Source organism: Arthrobacter sp. zg-Y1110 (assembly GCF_025244865.1).
GTDB lineage: Bacteria > Actinomycetota > Actinomycetes > Actinomycetales > Micrococcaceae > Arthrobacter_B.
On sequence record NZ_CP104272.1, the window covers coordinates 2279295 to 2295336 of the forward strand.

17 protein-coding genes are annotated in these 16042 nt (G+C 66.9%); 7 read left to right on the top strand and 10 right to left on the bottom strand.

Going from position 1 to position 16042, the window contains the following annotated elements; all coding sequences use genetic code 11:
- Nucleotides 1-64 precede the first annotated feature (64 nt).
- From N2K99_RS10650 to N2K99_RS10665, 4 genes are read left to right on the top strand one after another with little or no spacing between them, the layout of a single operon-like run.
- Nucleotides 65-1090: a 3-oxoacyl-ACP synthase III gene (locus N2K99_RS10650; RefSeq protein ID WP_227923699.1), complete on the top strand. Its 1026-nt coding sequence runs from the start codon at nucleotides 65-67 to the stop codon at nucleotides 1088-1090.
- Nucleotides 1084-3708: an alpha/beta fold hydrolase gene (locus N2K99_RS10655; RefSeq protein WP_227933739.1), complete on the top strand. Its 2625-nt coding sequence runs from the start codon at nucleotides 1084-1086 to the stop codon at nucleotides 3706-3708. Before N2K99_RS10650 ends, N2K99_RS10655 begins: the two co-directional genes overlap by 7 nt.
- Nucleotides 3705-4703 carry an NAD(P)-dependent oxidoreductase gene (locus tag N2K99_RS10660; RefSeq protein ID WP_227933740.1) on the top strand — a complete coding sequence of 333 codons (999 nt, stop codon included), beginning with the start codon at nucleotides 3705-3707 and terminating at the stop codon, nucleotides 4701-4703. The genes N2K99_RS10655 and N2K99_RS10660 overlap by 4 nt, the downstream gene beginning before the upstream one ends.
- A 10-nt stretch (nucleotides 4704-4713) precedes the next feature.
- On the top strand, nucleotides 4714-5532 hold the full coding sequence (locus N2K99_RS10665) for a serine hydrolase (protein ID WP_227933741.1): 819 nt from the start codon (nucleotides 4714-4716) through the stop codon (nucleotides 5530-5532).
- Nucleotides 5533-5543: 11 nt separating this feature from the next.
- Here the strand turns inward: N2K99_RS10665 and N2K99_RS10670 are convergent, their stop codons facing one another.
- The 4 genes from N2K99_RS10670 to N2K99_RS10685 form a co-directional block, all read right to left on the bottom strand.
- The gene (locus tag N2K99_RS10670; protein ID WP_227933742.1) at nucleotides 5544-7043 is read right to left on the bottom strand and encodes a DUF222 domain-containing protein; all 1500 of its coding nucleotides are present in this window, start codon (nucleotides 7041-7043) and stop codon (nucleotides 5544-5546) included.
- A gap of 120 nt (nucleotides 7044-7163) precedes the next feature.
- Nucleotides 7164-7835 (bottom strand): hypothetical protein, encoded by a 672-nt coding sequence (locus N2K99_RS10675; protein WP_227933743.1) that lies wholly within the window; start codon nucleotides 7833-7835, stop codon nucleotides 7164-7166.
- A complete protein-coding gene (locus N2K99_RS10680) occupies nucleotides 7835-8920 on the bottom strand; it encodes a serine hydrolase (protein WP_227923618.1) in 1086 nt (361 codons plus the stop codon). Before N2K99_RS10680 ends, N2K99_RS10675 begins: the two co-directional genes overlap by 1 nt.
- A 1-nt stretch (nucleotide 8921) precedes the next feature.
- Complete coding sequence (locus N2K99_RS10685) at nucleotides 8922-9434, bottom strand: helix-turn-helix domain-containing protein (RefSeq protein ID WP_227933744.1); 513 nt, start codon at nucleotides 9432-9434, stop codon at nucleotides 8922-8924.
- A 202-nt stretch (nucleotides 9435-9636) separates the two neighbouring features.
- Here N2K99_RS10685 and N2K99_RS10690 point away from each other — a divergent pair, with 202 nt between their 5' ends.
- Nucleotides 9637-10089, top strand: a complete 453-nt coding sequence (locus tag N2K99_RS10690) for a glyoxalase/bleomycin resistance/extradiol dioxygenase family protein (RefSeq protein WP_227933745.1) — start codon at nucleotides 9637-9639, stop codon at nucleotides 10087-10089.
- On the opposite strand, the gene mutM is transcribed toward N2K99_RS10690, so the two are convergent.
- The 5 genes from mutM to coaD form a co-directional block, all read right to left on the bottom strand.
- Nucleotides 10025-11017 carry a bifunctional DNA-formamidopyrimidine glycosylase/DNA-(apurinic or apyrimidinic site) lyase gene (gene mutM / locus N2K99_RS10695; protein WP_227923611.1) on the bottom strand — a complete coding sequence of 331 codons (993 nt, stop codon included), beginning with the start codon at nucleotides 11015-11017 and terminating at the stop codon, nucleotides 10025-10027. The two genes, N2K99_RS10690 and mutM, sit on opposite strands and share 65 nt — an antisense overlap.
- Nucleotides 11018-11029: 12 nt before the next feature.
- Nucleotides 11030-11737: a ribonuclease III gene (rnc, locus tag N2K99_RS10700; protein ID WP_227923609.1), complete on the bottom strand. Its 708-nt coding sequence runs from the start codon at nucleotides 11735-11737 to the stop codon at nucleotides 11030-11032.
- 85 nt (nucleotides 11738-11822) lie between these two features.
- Nucleotides 11823-12026 (bottom strand): 50S ribosomal protein L32, encoded by a 204-nt coding sequence (gene rpmF / locus N2K99_RS10705; protein WP_146364453.1) that lies wholly within the window; start codon nucleotides 12024-12026, stop codon nucleotides 11823-11825.
- A 2-nt stretch (nucleotides 12027-12028) separates the two neighbouring features.
- The gene (locus N2K99_RS10710) at nucleotides 12029-12595 is read right to left on the bottom strand and encodes a DUF177 domain-containing protein (protein WP_227923697.1); all 567 of its coding nucleotides are present in this window, start codon (nucleotides 12593-12595) and stop codon (nucleotides 12029-12031) included.
- A 227-nt stretch (nucleotides 12596-12822) separates the two neighbouring features.
- Nucleotides 12823-13293 (bottom strand): pantetheine-phosphate adenylyltransferase, encoded by a 471-nt coding sequence (coaD, locus tag N2K99_RS10715; RefSeq protein WP_227923606.1) that lies wholly within the window; start codon nucleotides 13291-13293, stop codon nucleotides 12823-12825.
- 40 nt (nucleotides 13294-13333) lie between these two features.
- On the opposite strand from coaD, the gene N2K99_RS10720 reads away from it, so the two are divergent.
- Entirely contained in the window at nucleotides 13334-14587 is a 1254-nt protein-coding gene (locus tag N2K99_RS10720) for an aminotransferase class I/II-fold pyridoxal phosphate-dependent enzyme (RefSeq protein ID WP_227933746.1), read from the top strand.
- Nucleotides 14584-15390 (top strand): spermidine synthase, encoded by an 807-nt coding sequence (locus N2K99_RS10725; protein ID WP_227933747.1) that lies wholly within the window; start codon nucleotides 14584-14586, stop codon nucleotides 15388-15390. Before N2K99_RS10720 ends, N2K99_RS10725 begins: the two co-directional genes overlap by 4 nt.
- Here the strand turns inward: N2K99_RS10725 and rsmD are convergent.
- The gene (gene rsmD / locus N2K99_RS10730) at nucleotides 15387-15995 is read right to left on the bottom strand and encodes a 16S rRNA (guanine(966)-N(2))-methyltransferase RsmD (RefSeq protein ID WP_227923601.1); all 609 of its coding nucleotides are present in this window, start codon (nucleotides 15993-15995) and stop codon (nucleotides 15387-15389) included. The genes N2K99_RS10725 and rsmD overlap by 4 nt on opposite strands.
- Nucleotides 15996-16042 lie beyond the last annotated feature (47 nt).

Sequence of the window (16042 nt, forward strand, 5' to 3'; positions counted from 1 at the left end):
CGTGGATGCAGGCTTCACGGCGGCCGCCAGCGCGATAGGTTCAGCAGCAGACAAGGCAGGCATTTTGACCGGGAACTTCAACTTCCAGCACTCCAACTCCGCCATCCTCAGCGTGAATAGCGTTGAAGCTCCGGTGGTTATGAGTTCCAGTGAATTCGACGAGCGCCTCGAGCCGTCACTCAAGCGGCTGCGGCTCTCCAAGCGCCTGCTTGAGCGGGTGGCAGGCGTAAGCGAACGCCGCTGGTGGGCTCCCGGCACCGCGTTCGACGACGGTGCCACCGAGGCCGGTGCCAAGGCCCTGGCCGAAGCCGGCGTCGAAGCTTCCGAAATCGGACTGCTCATCAACACTTCGGTGACGCGCCGGAACCTTGAGCCGTCCGTAGCCGTGAAGATCCACAACGGCCTGGGACTGCCCTCCTCCGCCATGAACTTCGACCTTGCCAACGCCTGCTTGGGCTTCGTCAACGGCATCACACTGGCGTCCAACATGATCGACTCCGGGCAGATCAACTATGCCCTGATTGTGGCCGGCGAAGATTCCCAGGGCGTGCAGGAAGCCACTTTCGGACGCTTGAACGCCCCCGATTCCACCCGCGACGACTACCTGCGGGAATTCGCCACCCTCACCCTCGGCTCCGGTGCCGCGGCGGCCGTCATCGGCCGGGCGGACCGGCATCCCGGCTCGCACCGCATCCTCGGCGGGGTTTCGCGTGCCGGCACCCAGCACCACGAGCTGTGCGTGGGCGGCATCGACGGCATGTACACCGACACCAAGGGCCTGCTGGACGGCGGCCTGGAACTCGTGGTTGATGCGTGGCACGAAGCCCACGGCAACGGCTGGGACTGGTCCGGCATGGACCGCTACGTGACCCACCAGGTGTCCAACTCCTATACCAATGCCATCATCAAGGCCGTGGACCTGGACCGGAAAAAGGTGCCGATCACGTTCCCGAACTGGGGCAACGTGGGTCCGGCGTCGCTGCCGATGACCCTGGCCCAGGAATCCCGTTCCCTGAACCCCGGCGACCGCGTGCTGTGCATGGGCGTGGGCTCCGGACTGAACACAACCATGATGGAGATTGCGTGGTAGAGGAGCTTTGGCCCGACGTTAACCCCGCCTGGTCCACGTTTGTCCACGTTCCCTCCACCGCCGCCGTCGACGTCGCCGGCACTGTGCGCAAGTGGCACATCCTCGACAACGGCCCTGACCTGGCCGCCGCCGGGGTTGAACCGGCCGGAACCCTGCTCTGCGTGCACGGCAACCCCACCTGGTCCTACCTCTGGCGCACCCTGCTGGCTGCCGGGGCGTCCGCCGACAAGCCGTGGCGCGTAGTGGCCGTTGACCAGCTGGATATGGGCTTCTCCGAACGCACCGGTGCCTTCCGGCGGTTGGAAGACCGGATCACCGACCTCGGCAACCTCACGGACACGCTCGGGATCACGGGCCCCGTGGTCACTGTCGGTCATGACTGGGGCGGCGTGATCTCCCTGGGCTGGGCGCTGCGGCACCGCCGCCAGCTGGCCGGTGTCGTCCTGACCAACACCGCTGTGCATCCGGCCGGCTACTCGCTGCCGCCGGCCCTGAAGCTGGCCCTGCATCCGGCCGTCCACCCCTGGGGCACGCGCAGCACCGATGCCTTTATCCGGGTCACGCATTCCCTCGCGCAGCCCGCACTCCCGGCTCCCGTGCGGGAGGCCTTCGCGCTGCCGTACCGCGGTGCGGCCCGCCGGCAGGGCGTCGCGAACTTCGTTGCCGATATTCCCGCCGTCGATTCCCACCCGAGCTGGCGCGCACTGAACACCGTGGCCGAGGGCATCCGCCGGCTCAACGTTCCCTCGCTGGTTCTCTGGGGTCCTCGGGATCCGGTCTTTTCCGACCGCTACCTGCGCGACCTGCTGGAGCGGCTGCCGGAATCCTCCGTGCACCGGTTCGAGGGGGCCGGGCACCTGCTCCCCGAAGACGTCGACATCGCCTCCCCCGTCTTCTCCTGGCTGCGGACCGCCGTCGAAGAGCCTGCGGATTCCGCCCTCCGGCGCACTGATCCCTTCCGCCCCATGCTTGCCGAGCTTGATGAGCGCGCGCGTGATACGAGCCCCGCCGTCGTCGACATGGCACCGCTGGGCGGAGGCGAAGGTACGGCTCCGCGCACCTTGTCCTGGGCAGGGCTTGCGGAACGCGTGAATGCCCTCGCTGCGGGACTTGCCGCGGCCGGCGTGCGTCCCGGAACCCGCGTGAACCTGTTGGTTCCGCCCGGAATTGAACTGACCTCGCTGATTTACGCGTGCCTGCGACTGAACGCCGTCATTGTGGTGGCCGACGCCGGCCTCGGCACCAAGGGACTCGGCCGCGCCATCAAGGGCGCCGGTCCGGCGTTCCTGATCGGCATCGACCGGGCGCTGATCGGTGCCCGGGCGCTTGGCTGGCCGGGAACCCGGATCAGCGTGTCCGAGCTGTCTCCGGCCCGTAAACGGCTGCTGGGGGTGCGGCATTCCGTCGAAGGTCTCATTGCCGACGGTTCCGGTTCCGAAGCGCCGTGGTATCCCGCGGACCCCGACGCCGACGCCGCCGTACTGTTCACCTCCGGCTCGACAGGCCCTGCCAAGGGCGTGGTGTACACGCACCGGCAGCTGGCCGCGATGCGCGACGCCATCAAGGACACCTATAACCTCCGGGCCGGGACCTCGCTGGTGGCCGGCTTCGCGCCGTTCGCCCTGCTGGGGCCCGCACTGGGGGCAACGTCAGTGACTCCGGACATGGACGTCACCTCCCCGCGCACCCTGACCGCGGCAGCCCTGGCTGATGCCGCCGTCGCCGTGGACGCCACCACCATCTTCGCTTCCCCTGCGGCGCTGACCAACGTGCTGGCCACGTCCGGCCAACTGGACGCTGCGCAGCGGGCCGCACTGGCACAGGTGGAACTGCTGCTTTCCGCCGGTGCTCCGATAGCCGAACCGCTTCTGGCCCAGGTGCAGGACCTGGTGCCGAAGGCGTCCCTGCACACCCCGTACGGCATGACCGAAGCACTGCCGGTCACCGACATCAGCCTCGAGGGCATCCGTGCCGCGGGTGCCGGCAACGGCGTCTGCGTCGGAACCCCCGTGTCCCGGGCCGAAGTGGCCATTGCCGAAGTCTTCCCGGACGGCACGGTCGGCGACAAACCCCTGACCGTCGCGAACCGCACCGGTGAAATCCTGGTCAGTGCCCCGCACGTCAAGGACCGCTACGACCGGCTCTGGATCACGGAACGCCACAGTTCCTCCATCGACGGCTGGCACCGCACCGGCGACGTCGGTCACTTCGACGACGAGGGCCGGCTGTGGGTCGAGGGCCGCCTGGGGCACATCCTCACCACTGCGGACGGGGTCCGGACTCCGGTGGCAGCCGAACAGGCTGCCGAGACGGTCGACGGCGTAGGCAGGGTTGCGCTGGTCGGCGTCGGACCCACCGGCGCCCAGGTGCCCGTCGCCGTCCTGGAAACGGAACCGCCCGCCCGCCGGGCCGGGACCGCGTCCTCCGGGCTGACCGCAGCTGTGCGGTCCCGTGTGGCCCAGCTGGTGGGGCTCGATCTGGCGGCAGTACTGGTGCTGCCGCAGATGCCTACCGATATCCGGCACAATTCCAAGATCGACCGCACCGCGTTGGCCGACTGGGCCTCCCGGCTGCTGGCCGGCGGTCCGGTGCCGGGCCTGGGCAAGGGACGGCGATGAGCTCCGCCGTCCTGCCTCCCCGGAATGTCCTCGTCACCGGTGCAAGCGGTCTGCTGGGCGGTGCCGTTGCGGACCTGTTGGAAGCCAAGGGTCACAAGGTCCGCACCTTCCAGCGCCGCCCGGGAGTCCCGGGTCGGGACTCCGTGGCAGGTTCGGTTGCCGATCCCGCTGCTGCTGCCCACGCCGTCGACGGGATGGACGCGGTAATCCATCTCGCGGCGAAGGTCTCCTTTACCGGCGAGTGGCACGAGTTCGAGGAAACCAACATCGTTGGTACGCAGGTCCTGCTGCAGGCCGCGCAGGCGGCCGGGGTCCGTGACGTCGTTTTCGTCTCCTCTCCGTCCGTGGCGCACTTCGGCGAGCCGATTGCCGGCGCCGGTGCCGGCACGGCAGACCCGGCCCGAGCCCGCGGTTTCTATGCTGCGTCCAAGGCCCAGGCCGAGCTCATTGCGCTGGCGCAGAACTCCTCCGGTTTCCGGGTCACGGCCATCCGCCCGCATATCGTCTGGGGTCCCGGCGACACGCAGCTGGTGGAACGCGTGATCGACCGTGCCCGGTCCGGCCGCCTGCCGCTGCTGGATGCCGGTGCTGCGCTGATTGACACCACATACATCGACAACGCCGCGGCTGCCATAGTCCGCGGGCTGGAGCGGATGGATGCTGCGGCGGGCCGTGCCCTCGTGGTGACGAACGGGCAGCCGAGGCCGGTAGGGGAACTGATCGCCGGGATCTGTGCAGCCGCAGGAGTGGCTGCACCGGGCTGGAGCGTTCCCGGCAAGGTTGCCCGCGGCGCCGGAAGCCTGATCGAGAAGGCCTGGTTGGTGGCCGGTCGGCGGGGTCTGGTCCATGACGAGCCGCCCATGACCCGTTTCCTCGCCGAGCAGCTCTCGACGTCGCACTGGTTTGACCAGCGCGAAACCCGCGAAGTGCTGGACTGGAAGCCCGAAGTTTCGATTGAAGACGGCATGATCCGGCTTGCCCGGCACTACTCCTAGGATGATTTCCGTGAAAAGCCTGCAGAAGATCGAGTCCTGGCCCGTAGACCATGCCGCTGCCGCCGTCGTGTCCGTCGACGGCGAGGTGCTGGGAACCGCCGGCGACCAGGACCTCCGTTTTCGGCTGGCGTCAGTCACCAAGCTGCTGAGCGCGTACGCCGTACTGGTGTCCCTCGATGAGGAAGCCTTGGAGCTCGATCAGCCTGCGGGACCTGAGGGCTCCACTGTCCGGCACCTGCTGGCCCATTCCGGCGGCTACGACTTCGGCGAGCGCATGGTCCGCTACACCCCCGGTACCCGGCGCCTGTATTCCAATGCGGGTTTTGAGGTCCTCGGCGAAACGCTGGAGCAGGCCACGGGTATGACCTTCGGCGAATATCTGCGCGAAGGCGTACTGGTTCCGCTGGGCATGTCTTCCACAACGCTGGAGGGCTCCCCTGCTGCCGGCGCCGTCTCCACGGCAGCGGACCTCAGCCGGTTTGCGGCCGAGCTGCAGGCTCCCACGCTCACGGATCCGGGCCGGCTGACCGAAGCCACCCAGGTGGTCTTTCCCGGCCTGGCGGGCGTGCTTCCCGGTTTCGGCCGGCAGAAAGAGAACGACTGGGGCCTCGGCTTCGAAATCCGGGCACAGAAGTCTCCGCACTGGACCGGCGCCAACAGCTCGCCGGCCACTTTCGGGCACTTTGGCCAGTCCGGAACCTTCCTTTGGGTGGATCCTGCGGCTCGTGCTGCTGCTGTCTGCCTCACCGACCGCGATTTCGGCCCCTGGGCCGCCGACGACTGGCCGCCCTTTACCGACGGGGTCCTTGCGGAACTCGCCGACCGGTAGCGTTCTGCCTGCTACGCGGCCCAAACCAGATCCACGATGCAGGCTTCCAGGAAACCCTTCGGGGGCGGCTTGCCTCCCGTCCGATCAACAGCGCTGTCCTCGGCCCTGATTCCGGGGAGCGGAGGCGCCGTGGACCGATAGGTGTGCCCTGTTGGGGTGGTGGTCTCGACGGTGTGCGGTGTAGTTGATCCCGTCGGCGGATGGAGCGTTTGCGCCTTCCAATCGGGTGCTTCCTTTGCCTGGTTGCATGCCTCGCAGAGTCCCTGCCCATTTGCGATTTCGGTGGGGCCGCCGTCCTGATGGGGACGAATATGGTCGAGATGCCGAATCGGCGCCCCGCACCACGGCATTCGGCAGGACTGGTCGCGTGCCGCGATAAACCGTCCCAGCGAAGCCGGGAACAAGCGCGCCCGGGAATCCATAGCGACTAATTGACCGGCAATCGGTTCGGTGTAGAGCCGTCGAATCCAGCGTTCTTCCTGCTTGTCCTGCTTCGCTTTCCGCCCTGCGGCTTGTTCCCGGACGCGTTCCGGTTCAGCGCCACGGGTATCCTGCCCGGGTTCTTGCCCCGGACGCCTTCCCCGGACCAGGTCCCTTGCCCACTGCGCCGGCACCGGCCCGTACCCGGGGACCACGGCCGGCTCGGAATCGCCGCCGAACAGTGTCCGGTCCGACATCACCAGCTGAACTTCCACCTTCAGCTGCCCTGTCTCCGCCTGGCCGGTCACGCGCTCCACGAGAGTGTCCGCCATGATCTGGCCCCGCCCCCGGGTATCTCCGGTTGCCCGCAGCCGGTCTGCTTCACGGGACAGTGCGGCAAAGACTCCCACTCCCTGGGCGACGGGCAGAAGTCCGGTCAGGTAGGTCATGGTGTCCGGTGCCGGACGGCAGGAAACAAATCGTTCGGATTCGGCTTTGGCTGCGCGCTTGACCGCTGCTCGCGGATCGAGCCGATAAGCGGCGGCTCTGGTGCGGGAGATGATCTGACGGTCCCCCAGGGCTTCAAGCACGTCGGGGTCTCCGGCCACGTCTTCATCTACCCGCCGCCGGTCCTCCAGGCTCAGGCAGGCCGTCTCGCGGACCAGCAGCGTTGCCCGCCATTCGCTGATTTTCCCGCGGGCCAACGCCTGCAGCGTGCACGGCATCTCTTCCGTCAGCACCTTGGCAAACCCGAGCAACCGTCCCCCGCGGCTCGGTGATTCCCTGCGGGCCAGGGCAATCTGTCCGGCGACACCGCGGCCCAGATCCTCGCGCCGCACTCCGGCCTCGGCCTGCTTCCGGCGCTGGGAGGCGTCGAACGCTGCAGCGGCCCGGGCCTGTGCCGCCGAGGCTGCGGCCTTGAGTTCCTCAAGTGCCCGGATCCGGTCAATCAGCTCCCGGTCTTCCTGCTGTACGAAGGGAAGGTCCTCAGCTTGGTCCCCCAGTACCTCGACCCACGCGTTCACCAGTGCGGTACCGGCAGTCAATCCGCCGGTCCATTGATGGTTCACAGGGTGAGAATATTCGAACATGTGTTCGAGTCTATCGGGGCCTGGAGCTCGGATCTAGGCGAAAAATACCCGTTCAACCACCTGTTTTTTCAGTTGTCTTTTATAGCCTTCCAAGCGATGCTCTTGCGGCCGAAACCGGCCTTATCCAGCCGGAAAAGAAACCACGACGACGCCGAGCAGCAGGGCAGCGTTCCCCGCCAGCGCGAGGTTTCCGGGCTCCTTCTTCGGCTTCTTCTTCCCGGCCTTCGCCTTCCCTCCGGGCTTCCCGGCCTTCGCCTTCCGGTCAGGCTTTCCGGGGTCGGGGCTTCCGGGGTCGGGATTCCCGGTGTCGGGTGCGGCCGCCCTTTCCCGCACAGGAAAGAACGGTAGCCGTGACCGCTCCACCGATGCGGCTTGTGCCGCCGCGGTCTGCGGCAGCCGGGATTGATCCGACGCCTCCGCAGGGATGTCTGGGTTCGGAACCAGCTCCGAACCGGCAGGCTCCGGTCCCGTCGTAGCCTCGGATACCTTCTCCCGTAACGGACCCTCAGACTCAACCCGGCCCGGCAGCACCGGCCAGCGAAGAACGGCTCCGGCAACAGCCGCCGCCAGTGCGACGACGGCCACTACCCAGAGGGCCATCGACCAGGAGGTCCACGGCACCACCAGCCGCAAAAGGCCCGCGAGCGAAGCCGCTTCCATCAAACCGGCCAGCAGCGACCTCCGGCTGGGGCCGGAAGGCTGTCCCGCCCGCTTCCAGACAGGAACCGCCACGGACAGACAGGTCGCCACCAGCCAGGCGCCGAGGATCCAGGACATCAGGGTGAATGTCATCAGAGACCTTCCTTCAGCAAAGCCAAGGCAGCTTCTTCCTGCCCGACAGCCACGTTGGAAAGGATCAGCACGGCGGTGCCCGCCTCCCGGTCCATCGCCGCCATGGCGGAGAAGCCTCCGGTCATGCCGTTGTGCCAGGTCGCAGCCCGCCCACTCGAGGGAGAGACCTGGGTGAACCACCCCAGGCCCACCTGCTCGCCGTCCTCGCCCGTATCCCACTGCGGTTCCAGGGCCGCGGCCCCCGGAGCGGTCTCCGTCAGCAGCGCCTGGAGGTAGAGCGACATATCCGCTGCGGTAGACCGGATCCCACCCATCGGCGCCCCGCCGTTGCCGGTCCAGGCTCCCTCCGGCAGTCCGCTTGCATTCCGGCCAGTCGGAGCATCGGGGCGCAGGTTGTCGGCCGTCATTGGCACGTATGTGTCCTTCATTCCCAGTGGCTCGAAAATCCGCTGCTCCAGCAGATCGGCGTATTCCATCCCGGCTGCCTTGGCGAGCAGCTGCCCGAGGAAGGCATACCCGAGGTTGGAGTAGGCCACCGTTCCCCTTCCACCCACCGACGCATTCTGTGCCTGCTCCAGCACCTCGGCAGGCGAGGCGGTGTAGGGGTCGCGGTGGAGGGCGGTGCCGGCGAGCAGGGAGACCAGCGCTCCCGGATCGGTGGCGAGCCGGGGAAGCCCCGAACGGTGGCTGGCCAGCTCGGCCAGGGTGACCGTGCCGATTTCGGCTTCCGGATCCCGCAGCTCCGGGCCCAGGATCTCGGCAACGGTGGTCTCCAACGTCACCTCGCCGCGCTCGACGGCGTTTGCAAGCAGCGCTGCCGTGAACGTCTTGGACACCGAACCGATTTCGAACTCGGTCCGTTCATCGGCACCGAACCCGGCAAACCGGACGGTGCCGTTTTCCAGGTAGACGACGCTGACCGCATCGGCAGGTTTCTGCAGCAGGGGCCGAACGGCGTCGGCGAGTTCTGCGTCGCCGGAAACCTGCGTCGACAGGCGCGGTGTCCACGGGGCAGCAAGGAGCCCGCCGGCCAGGACAGCTGAAGCGGCAAGGACGGCCACGATAATGCGTCTGCGTTGAAGCATGTCAGTTACCTCCGGAGGCAGCGGTCAGAATCGCCAGCAGCGGGATGACCCGGGCCGGCGGGATTCGGTAGCGGGACCGCGCGTGCGGTGCGAGCCAGCCCGAGGCGGTCAGCTGGTGAACGTGGTGGTAGATCTGCCCGGAAGTTCCGGAACCCAGTTCCTCCACCAGTTCCGCCACGGTCTCGGTTCCGCCGAGCACGGCGCGGAGCACGGCCAGCCGGACGGGATGGCCGAGGGAGGCAAGGGTTTCGGCGAACTGCGTCCAGTCGACGTCGAGCAGATGCCCGGTCTCCAACCCGTACTGGTACTCGTAGTGGGCACCGGCGGCGGTAGTGGCGGTGCCGGTGAACAGCACGGCTCCCGGCTCGGGATGGCGCTTCCGCACCCCTTCGAGGGCCCAGAAAGTGTCTGCCTCGTCCGCGGCCGACGTCGGCTCCGCGGCTTCCGCGCGTTGCTCCAGGGCTGCCACGCGTGCTTCCAGCGCCTGCAGCCGGGCGTCGTCTCGTGCGGTCATGGATAGAGAATTACGTAATTCCAAAACAATTACAAGAGTTTCGTAATTTTTCCGTTCCTGACGCTGGTGGCGGGACCGGCCCTGGATGCCCGTCCGGAGCGCGCCCGGTGTGACGCCGGCTGCTGGGCGACGGATACCAGCCGGATTTGTTACCGTACGCAAAGGTGCCGTGAACGGGCCAACGCCCGAGATGAGGACAGCCGTGAAAATCTACAATCCGCAGGTCATCTTGTTCGTCGCCGACGTCGCGCGGGCGGCACGCTTCTACGCGGCCCTCGGCTTCAATGAAGAGTTCAGCGCAACGGGAGCAGGGACAGCACCCGTCAAAATGGAAATGGCATTGGAAGGCTTCGAGCTCGGGCTCGCACTGCCTGGACCGGCGGCCGAAGCCCACGGGCTCACCCCGGTCACGGCCGGACACCGCGCGTGCCTCACGCTCTGGACGGACGACGTCACAGCCGCCTACACCGCTGCACTCGACGCCGGAGCAAAAGACCTCCAAGGACCGCACCCGTTCCTGGACGGGAGACTGCGGGTTGCATTCGTCGAGGACTTCGACGGACACCCGATCCAATTCGTGGAACGGAGAACTACCAGCGACCGTTCCGGGGCCGCGGCTGACACACGGGACAACTGTACGAAGACCGGTTCATAAACGAATCCCGCCGGATCAGGGTATGCAGCCCCAGTTCCTCACAGCGCGGGCAGGGCAGCCCTTCGCGGCCGTAAGCGTTGAGGGACCGGGAGAAGTACCCCGAGGCGCCGTTCACATTGACGTACAGCGAGTCGAAGCTGGTGCCGCCCGCAGCCAATGCACGGGTCATCACGTCCCGGGCGGCTTCGACAAGCCGCAGCGCGTCGGCCCGGCGCATGGTGTCCGTGGCCCGGGCAAAGTGCATCCGTGCCGCCCACAGGGATTCGTCGGCGTAAATGTTCCCGACCCCGGAAATCAGCCCCTGGTCCAGCAGGGCGCGTTTGATCCCGGTCTTCCTGCCTCGCAGCCGGCGGTAGAACTCGTCAAAGGAAAACGCCGGATCGAGCGGGTCGCGGGCGATATGGGCCGCCTCGGCAGCCACGAGCGGAAGTCCGGTTTCGGACAGGCCTCCGGGAGCGCCGTCGGGAGTCGGCACCAGATCGGTGAGGAACACACCGCCGAAAATCCGCTGGTCTACAAAGCGCAGCTCGTCCGGCATCGCAACACCGGAGGCATCAACGGCGGGACTAAGCGTGAACCGGACCTTCAGGTGCTTTTCGTCCGGAAGCGCCGAGTCCTCCATCAGCAGCTGCCCGCTCATGCCCAGGTGGGCCATCAACGCAAACGGGGGTACGACGTCGTCGTCCGCGCCGGAAGCGGCACCGGCCGGTGAAGGAGCAGCCTCGAGCAGCGGCAGCCAGAGGAACTTCCCGCGGCGCACGACGTCGGCCACCACCGCGCCTTCAAGGTTGGCAACGAGGTCGGCCGGGCCGGGCGCATGGCGCCGCACGGAACGGGGATCCACGACTTCGACGCCGGTGATGGTGCGGCCGCGGACCCATGATGCCAGTCCGCGGCGGACCACCTCGACTTCGGGAAGCTCAGGCATCGCCGGGAGTGCCTAGGAACCGGCAGCCGCGGAGTCGGCTTCCTTGGCGTTGATCATCTTCCAGGAAGCAGCGGCGGCTTCCTGCTCGGCTTCCTTCTTGGAGTGGCCAACGCCGGTGCCGTAGGCCTTGTCGCCGATATGCAGGACAGCAACGAAGCTGCGGGAATGGTCGGGACCGGATCCGGAGACCCGGTATTCGATGTCGCCCATTTTCCGGCCGGCAGCGATCTCCTGGATGCTCGTCTTCCAGTCCGTCCCGGCACCCAATGCCTCGGCGTTGGACAGCAGCGGACCGACAAGGCGCATCACCATCTGCCGCGCGGCCTCTATTCCGTGATCGAGGTACACGGCACCGATGATTGCCTCGGTGGTGTCCGCAAGGATAGAGGACTTGTCGCGCCCGTTAGTCAGCTTTTCGCCCTGGCCCAGCAGGATGTACTCCCCCAGCCCCAGACCGCGGGCAATGCCGGCGAGGGCACGGGTACTCACGACGGCGGAGCGGCGCTTGGCCAGCTCGCCTTCGGAAAGATCAGGATTATCCCGGTAGAGCGCATCGGTTACCGAGAACCCCAGAATGGAGTCACCCAGGAATTCCAGGCGCTCGTTCGTGGGGATGCCGCCCTGCTCGTAAGCGTAGGAACGGTGCGTGAGTGCAAGACGAAGCGTCCCGGCGTCGATATCGACACCGAGACGCTTCATAAGCTCTTCAGTATTCTTCACTTTTTGGATACAACCCGAAAAGCAGTATTCACGTGCCCGTCCGCAACAACACTAATGATGCGCAAAGCCGGGCCGAACACTGGTCTTAGACGTCCGCGACCTTGCGGCCCTTGTATTCAAGGAACAGCGCGGTGCCGGCGGAGTCGGTTACGACCTTGGCCTGGTGCGGCAGGCTATAGGTGACGCGGCCGTTCTCCACGGTCTTCACCAGGTTGGGCGCGGTCGCCTTCCACTGGGACCGGCGTGCACGTGTATTCGCGCGGGACATTTTCCGCTTCGGAACAGCCACGGCTAACTCTCTTCTCTCTCGTCTGACTCTGTACTTGGTGCCGCAGTATCTTCTGCGGCCGTGCCGGTCAGCCCGGCGAGGGCTGCCCAGCGAGGATCCACTGCTTCATGGTGGTGACCCGGATCCTCCTCAAGGCGCGCTCCGCATTCGGAGCAAAGGCCTTCGCAGTCTTCCCGGCACACCGGCTGGAACGGCATGGTAAGAACCACTGCGTCCCGCAATACCGGCTCAAGATCGATGACATCTCGCTCGATCCGGTGTTGCTCTTCTTCATCTTCTTCTTCGAAGGACTCAGCGTCCTCGTAGTAGAAGAGTTCCTGCACATCGACTTCTTGGTCGTACGCGAGTGGCTTCAGGCAGCGGCCGCATTCGCCCTTTACGGGGGCGATTACTACGCCGGATACCAGAATCCCTTCGTGCACGGCCTCCAACCTCAGATCGAGCTCGAGGCCGGATCCTTCCGGAACGCCGATAAGCGCAACACCGAAGTCTTTCGGTGCCGGTACATGTTCATGCAAGGTCCGCATCGTTCCCGGGCTGCGCCCGAGGTCCCTGACGTTGATAGCCAGGGGAGTTTCCGGATTGGACCGCGAAAATTCGCTAATGAGAACTCCTGTAGAACATAGACCGACATATCATCTTAGCCTGACTTGCCGGAATCTCTCAAACTGCGGCTGCACCGCAGCCAAGGAACACGTGCGGGCACGTGCTCCATAGTCCAGTTTACCCGCCAAGGGGCATCCGGCTAATCGGCGTGCCTGGTGCTTCCCTTCCGGTGCATCCGAGCCAACCCCGTCTAGCTGTCCGTCAGGCGCTTCAGCACCGTGGGGGGAACATAGCCGGCGACGTCGCCGCCCAGGGCGGCCACTTCCTTGATCAGGGACGAGGAAAGGTGGGTGTAGCTGCTTTCCGCGGCCAGGAAGACGGTTTCGACGCCGGTGAGCTGCCTGTTCATTACTGCCATGGGCAGTTCGTACTGGTAGTCCTGGACGGACCGCAGCCCCTTCACGATCGCGGAGGCTCCGTGTTCCCGGCAGAAGTCGGCCAGGAGCCCGTCCCCCATGGGGACCACGGAAACCCCGCCCAGAGCCTCAAAGGTTTCCGCTGCCAGTTCCAGGCGTTCCTCGGCACTGAAACGGTACTTCTTCGCATAGTTGGTGGACACCGCCACGATGACTTCGTCGAAGAGGGTTGCCGCACGGGCAATCACCTCCACGTGGCCGTTGTGGATGGGATCAAAGGAACCAGGGCATACAGCGCGTCGCATAGGTCGAATCTACCGGGTGCGGGCGGGTAATACTGGAGGCATGAGTATCAGCACAGCCGCGTCCCTGCTCCGTGCCCGGCCCGGCACCGGCACGGCCGCCGCCCAGCCCTGGCAGCGGACCGCCGCGGGAGCCAACCTGCTCGCGGCGGACGGCAACCTCGGGGTGACCATTTTCGAGGAAATCACCGCCCTTGCCGGACAGCACGGAGCCATCAACCTCGGCCAGGGTTTTCCCGATGAGGACGGGCCGGCCGTAATGCTCGACGCCGCACGGAAGGCCATTGCCTCCGGCGCCAACCAGTACGCCCCGGGACAGGGCCTGCCGGTCCTGCGCAACGCCGTCGCGGCCCACCTGGAGCGGTTCTACGGGCTGCACGTGGACCCGGACAGCGAGGTCATCGTCAGCACCGGCGCCACGGAAGCCATTGCGTCGACCCTCCTGGCCCTGACGGGTCCCGGAGACGAGGTGCTGACCTTCGAACCCTTCTACGATTCCTACGGCGCGGTCATTGGGCTCAGCGGTGCCACGCACACCACCGTCGCCCTCGACGCACCGCATTTCCTCCCCGCCGACGGCGCCCTCGAAGCGGCGTTCACCGACCGCACGCGGGTGGTGCTGGTCAATAACCCGCACAACCCCACGGGCGCAGTCCTTCCCCGCAAGGTCCTGCAGCAGATCGTGGACCTGGCAGCGAAGCACGACGCCGTGATCGTCACCGACGAGGTGTACGAACACCTGACCTTCGGGCCGGTGCACATTCCCGTAGCCACGCTGCCCGGTGCCGCGGAACGGACCCTGACCATTTCCTCGGCGGGCAAAACGTTTTCCGTAACCGGCTGGAAAATCGGCTGGCTCACGGGTCCGGCACCGCTGGTGGCTGCGGTCCGCACCGTCAAGACCTTCCTGAGCTACACCTCCGGCACCCCCTTCCAGTCCGCGGTCGCCGTCGGCCTGGGACTGGAGGATTCCTACTTCACCGGAGCCGCCGCGGCACTGCAGGCGAAGCGGGACCTGCTCGGATCCGGGCTGCGGGCGGCCGGAATGGAAGTCCTGCCCTCCTCCGGAACATACTTCGTTACCGCCGACACGTCGCCCCTGGGCATTACCGACGCCACGGAACTGGCTCGGCGGCTGCCGGAACTGATCGGCGTGGCGGCCATTCCGGTGGCCGTGTTCTGCCATGCGGAAGGAGCGCAGCGCACCCGGTCCCTGCTCCGGTTCGCGTTCTGCAAGAAAACGGACGTCCTGGACTCCGCCTCCGAGCGCCTCGCCCGGCTGGGCGGGCTGCTGTGAACGCGTCCCGGCTGCTGCGGGGCATCGGCGCCCACGCCACCATCACCGAAGACGGCTTCACCCCCGGGGCCTACATCCTGAGCATCGGCGGCGCGGAGCAGTCCCACGTGGACCTGGCCCGCCCGCAGGAGATTTCCTACGAGTACCTGCGCCGGATAGGCAACGTCCTGGACCTGGCCGCAGCGGACGGGGAGCCGGTGCGTGCGCTGCATCTGGGCGCCGGAGCGCTGACCCTCGCCCGCTACCTCCAGGCCACCCGCCCCGGGTCGGAGCAGGCGGCGGTGGAACTGGAACGCGAACTGCTGGACTTCGTGCTGGCGCAGCTTCCCCTGCCGGAGGGCACCCGGCTGGAGACCGTCATCGGGGACGCGCGGGAATCACTGGACCGCTTTGCCGGCCAGCATTTCGATGCCATTGTCCTGGACATCTTCGCCGGCCCCGATGCGCCCGCGCACCTGGCGACGTCGGACTTCTACGCCGAGCTGATTGCCTTGCTCTCCCCCGCCGGGGTGCTGCTGGTCAATGTCGGGGACGATCCGCCGCTGGCCTTCGCCCGCCGGCAGGTCCGCGAGGTCCAGGCCTCGCTGGGCACGGCCGGTGAGGCTGCGGACGGCGAGGTTGCAGACGGCGACGTGGCGGCGCTGGCACAGCGGGACATGTTCACGGGACGCTACCCCGGCAACATCGTGCTCGCGGCAACCCGGTTCCGCTGGCCCGCCGAGTGGACGCAGCAGCTCCTGGCTGCCGGTCCGCACCCGGCAGCAGTGCTGACCGGCGAGGACCTGGACCGCTTCGCAGGCTAGGCCTGCGCGGCCTCGGCGTCGTCGGACTCTGCGTCATCGTCGGCAGGTTCGGCGAACCACAGGGTGGTTTCACCGTATTTACGCTCGCTGAAGCGCTCCAGGCCTTCCGGCCAGACCGGTTCGGGGGAACGCGTGGAGCGCTCGAGCACCACTACCGCACCGACTGCGAGGTGCCCGGCCAGCGGGGTGAGGACCGTAGCCAGCTCCGCTTCGGTGAACGCGTAGGGCGGATCAATAAACACCACGTCCCAGCGCACGTCCGCCGGAACCCGCAGCAGGAAAGTTTCAGCCTTGGCCCGGTGCACGTTTACGCAGGTCCGGCCCAGGATCTTGTTGACCAGTTCCGCGTTCTGCCGGCAGGTCGCCGCGGGCTTGTCGGCCAGTTCCACCAGGTCGACGGCGGCCGCCCCGCGGCTGGCGCTCTCCACACCCAGGGCACCGGACCCGGCGAACAGATCCAGCACGCGGGCTTCCTGCAGGATGCCGTAGGACTCGAGGCGGGAAAAGAGGGCTTCCTTCACCCGGTCCGTGGTGGGACGCGTTCCGTCACCGGGAACGCTGAACAAGGAGGATCCGCCGGCAGCCCCGGCAATAATGCGGCTCATGCCTTCACTTTATCCGTTGCCGGAAGCCGTCAGGACTGGAGGCGGGC

Excerpts from the sequence above, each read along its gene's own strand:
- N2K99_RS10685 (WP_227933744.1), bottom strand. The coding sequence starts at position 9,434 with ATGACCGCACGAGACGACGCCCGGCTGCAGGCGCTGGAAGCACGCGTG.
- N2K99_RS10670 (WP_227933742.1), bottom strand. The coding sequence starts at position 7,043 with ATGTTCGAATATTCTCACCCTGTGAACCATCAATGGACCGGCGGATTG.
- coaD (WP_227923606.1), bottom strand. The coding sequence starts at position 13,293 with ATGCGACGCGCTGTATGCCCTGGTTCCTTTGATCCCATCCACAACGGC.
- N2K99_RS10720 (WP_227933746.1), top strand. The coding sequence starts at position 13,334 with ATGAGTATCAGCACAGCCGCGTCCCTGCTCCGTGCCCGGCCCGGCACC.
- N2K99_RS10660 (WP_227933740.1), top strand. The coding sequence starts at position 3,705 with ATGAGCTCCGCCGTCCTGCCTCCCCGGAATGTCCTCGTCACCGGTGCA.
- N2K99_RS10680 (WP_227923618.1), bottom strand. The coding sequence starts at position 8,920 with ATGCTTCAACGCAGACGCATTATCGTGGCCGTCCTTGCCGCTTCAGCT.
- mutM (WP_227923611.1), bottom strand. The coding sequence starts at position 11,017 with ATGCCTGAGCTTCCCGAAGTCGAGGTGGTCCGCCGCGGACTGGCATCA.
- rsmD (WP_227923601.1), bottom strand. The coding sequence starts at position 15,995 with ATGAGCCGCATTATTGCCGGGGCTGCCGGCGGATCCTCCTTGTTCAGC.
- N2K99_RS10675 (WP_227933743.1), bottom strand. The coding sequence starts at position 7,835 with ATGACATTCACCCTGATGTCCTGGATCCTCGGCGCCTGGCTGGTGGCG.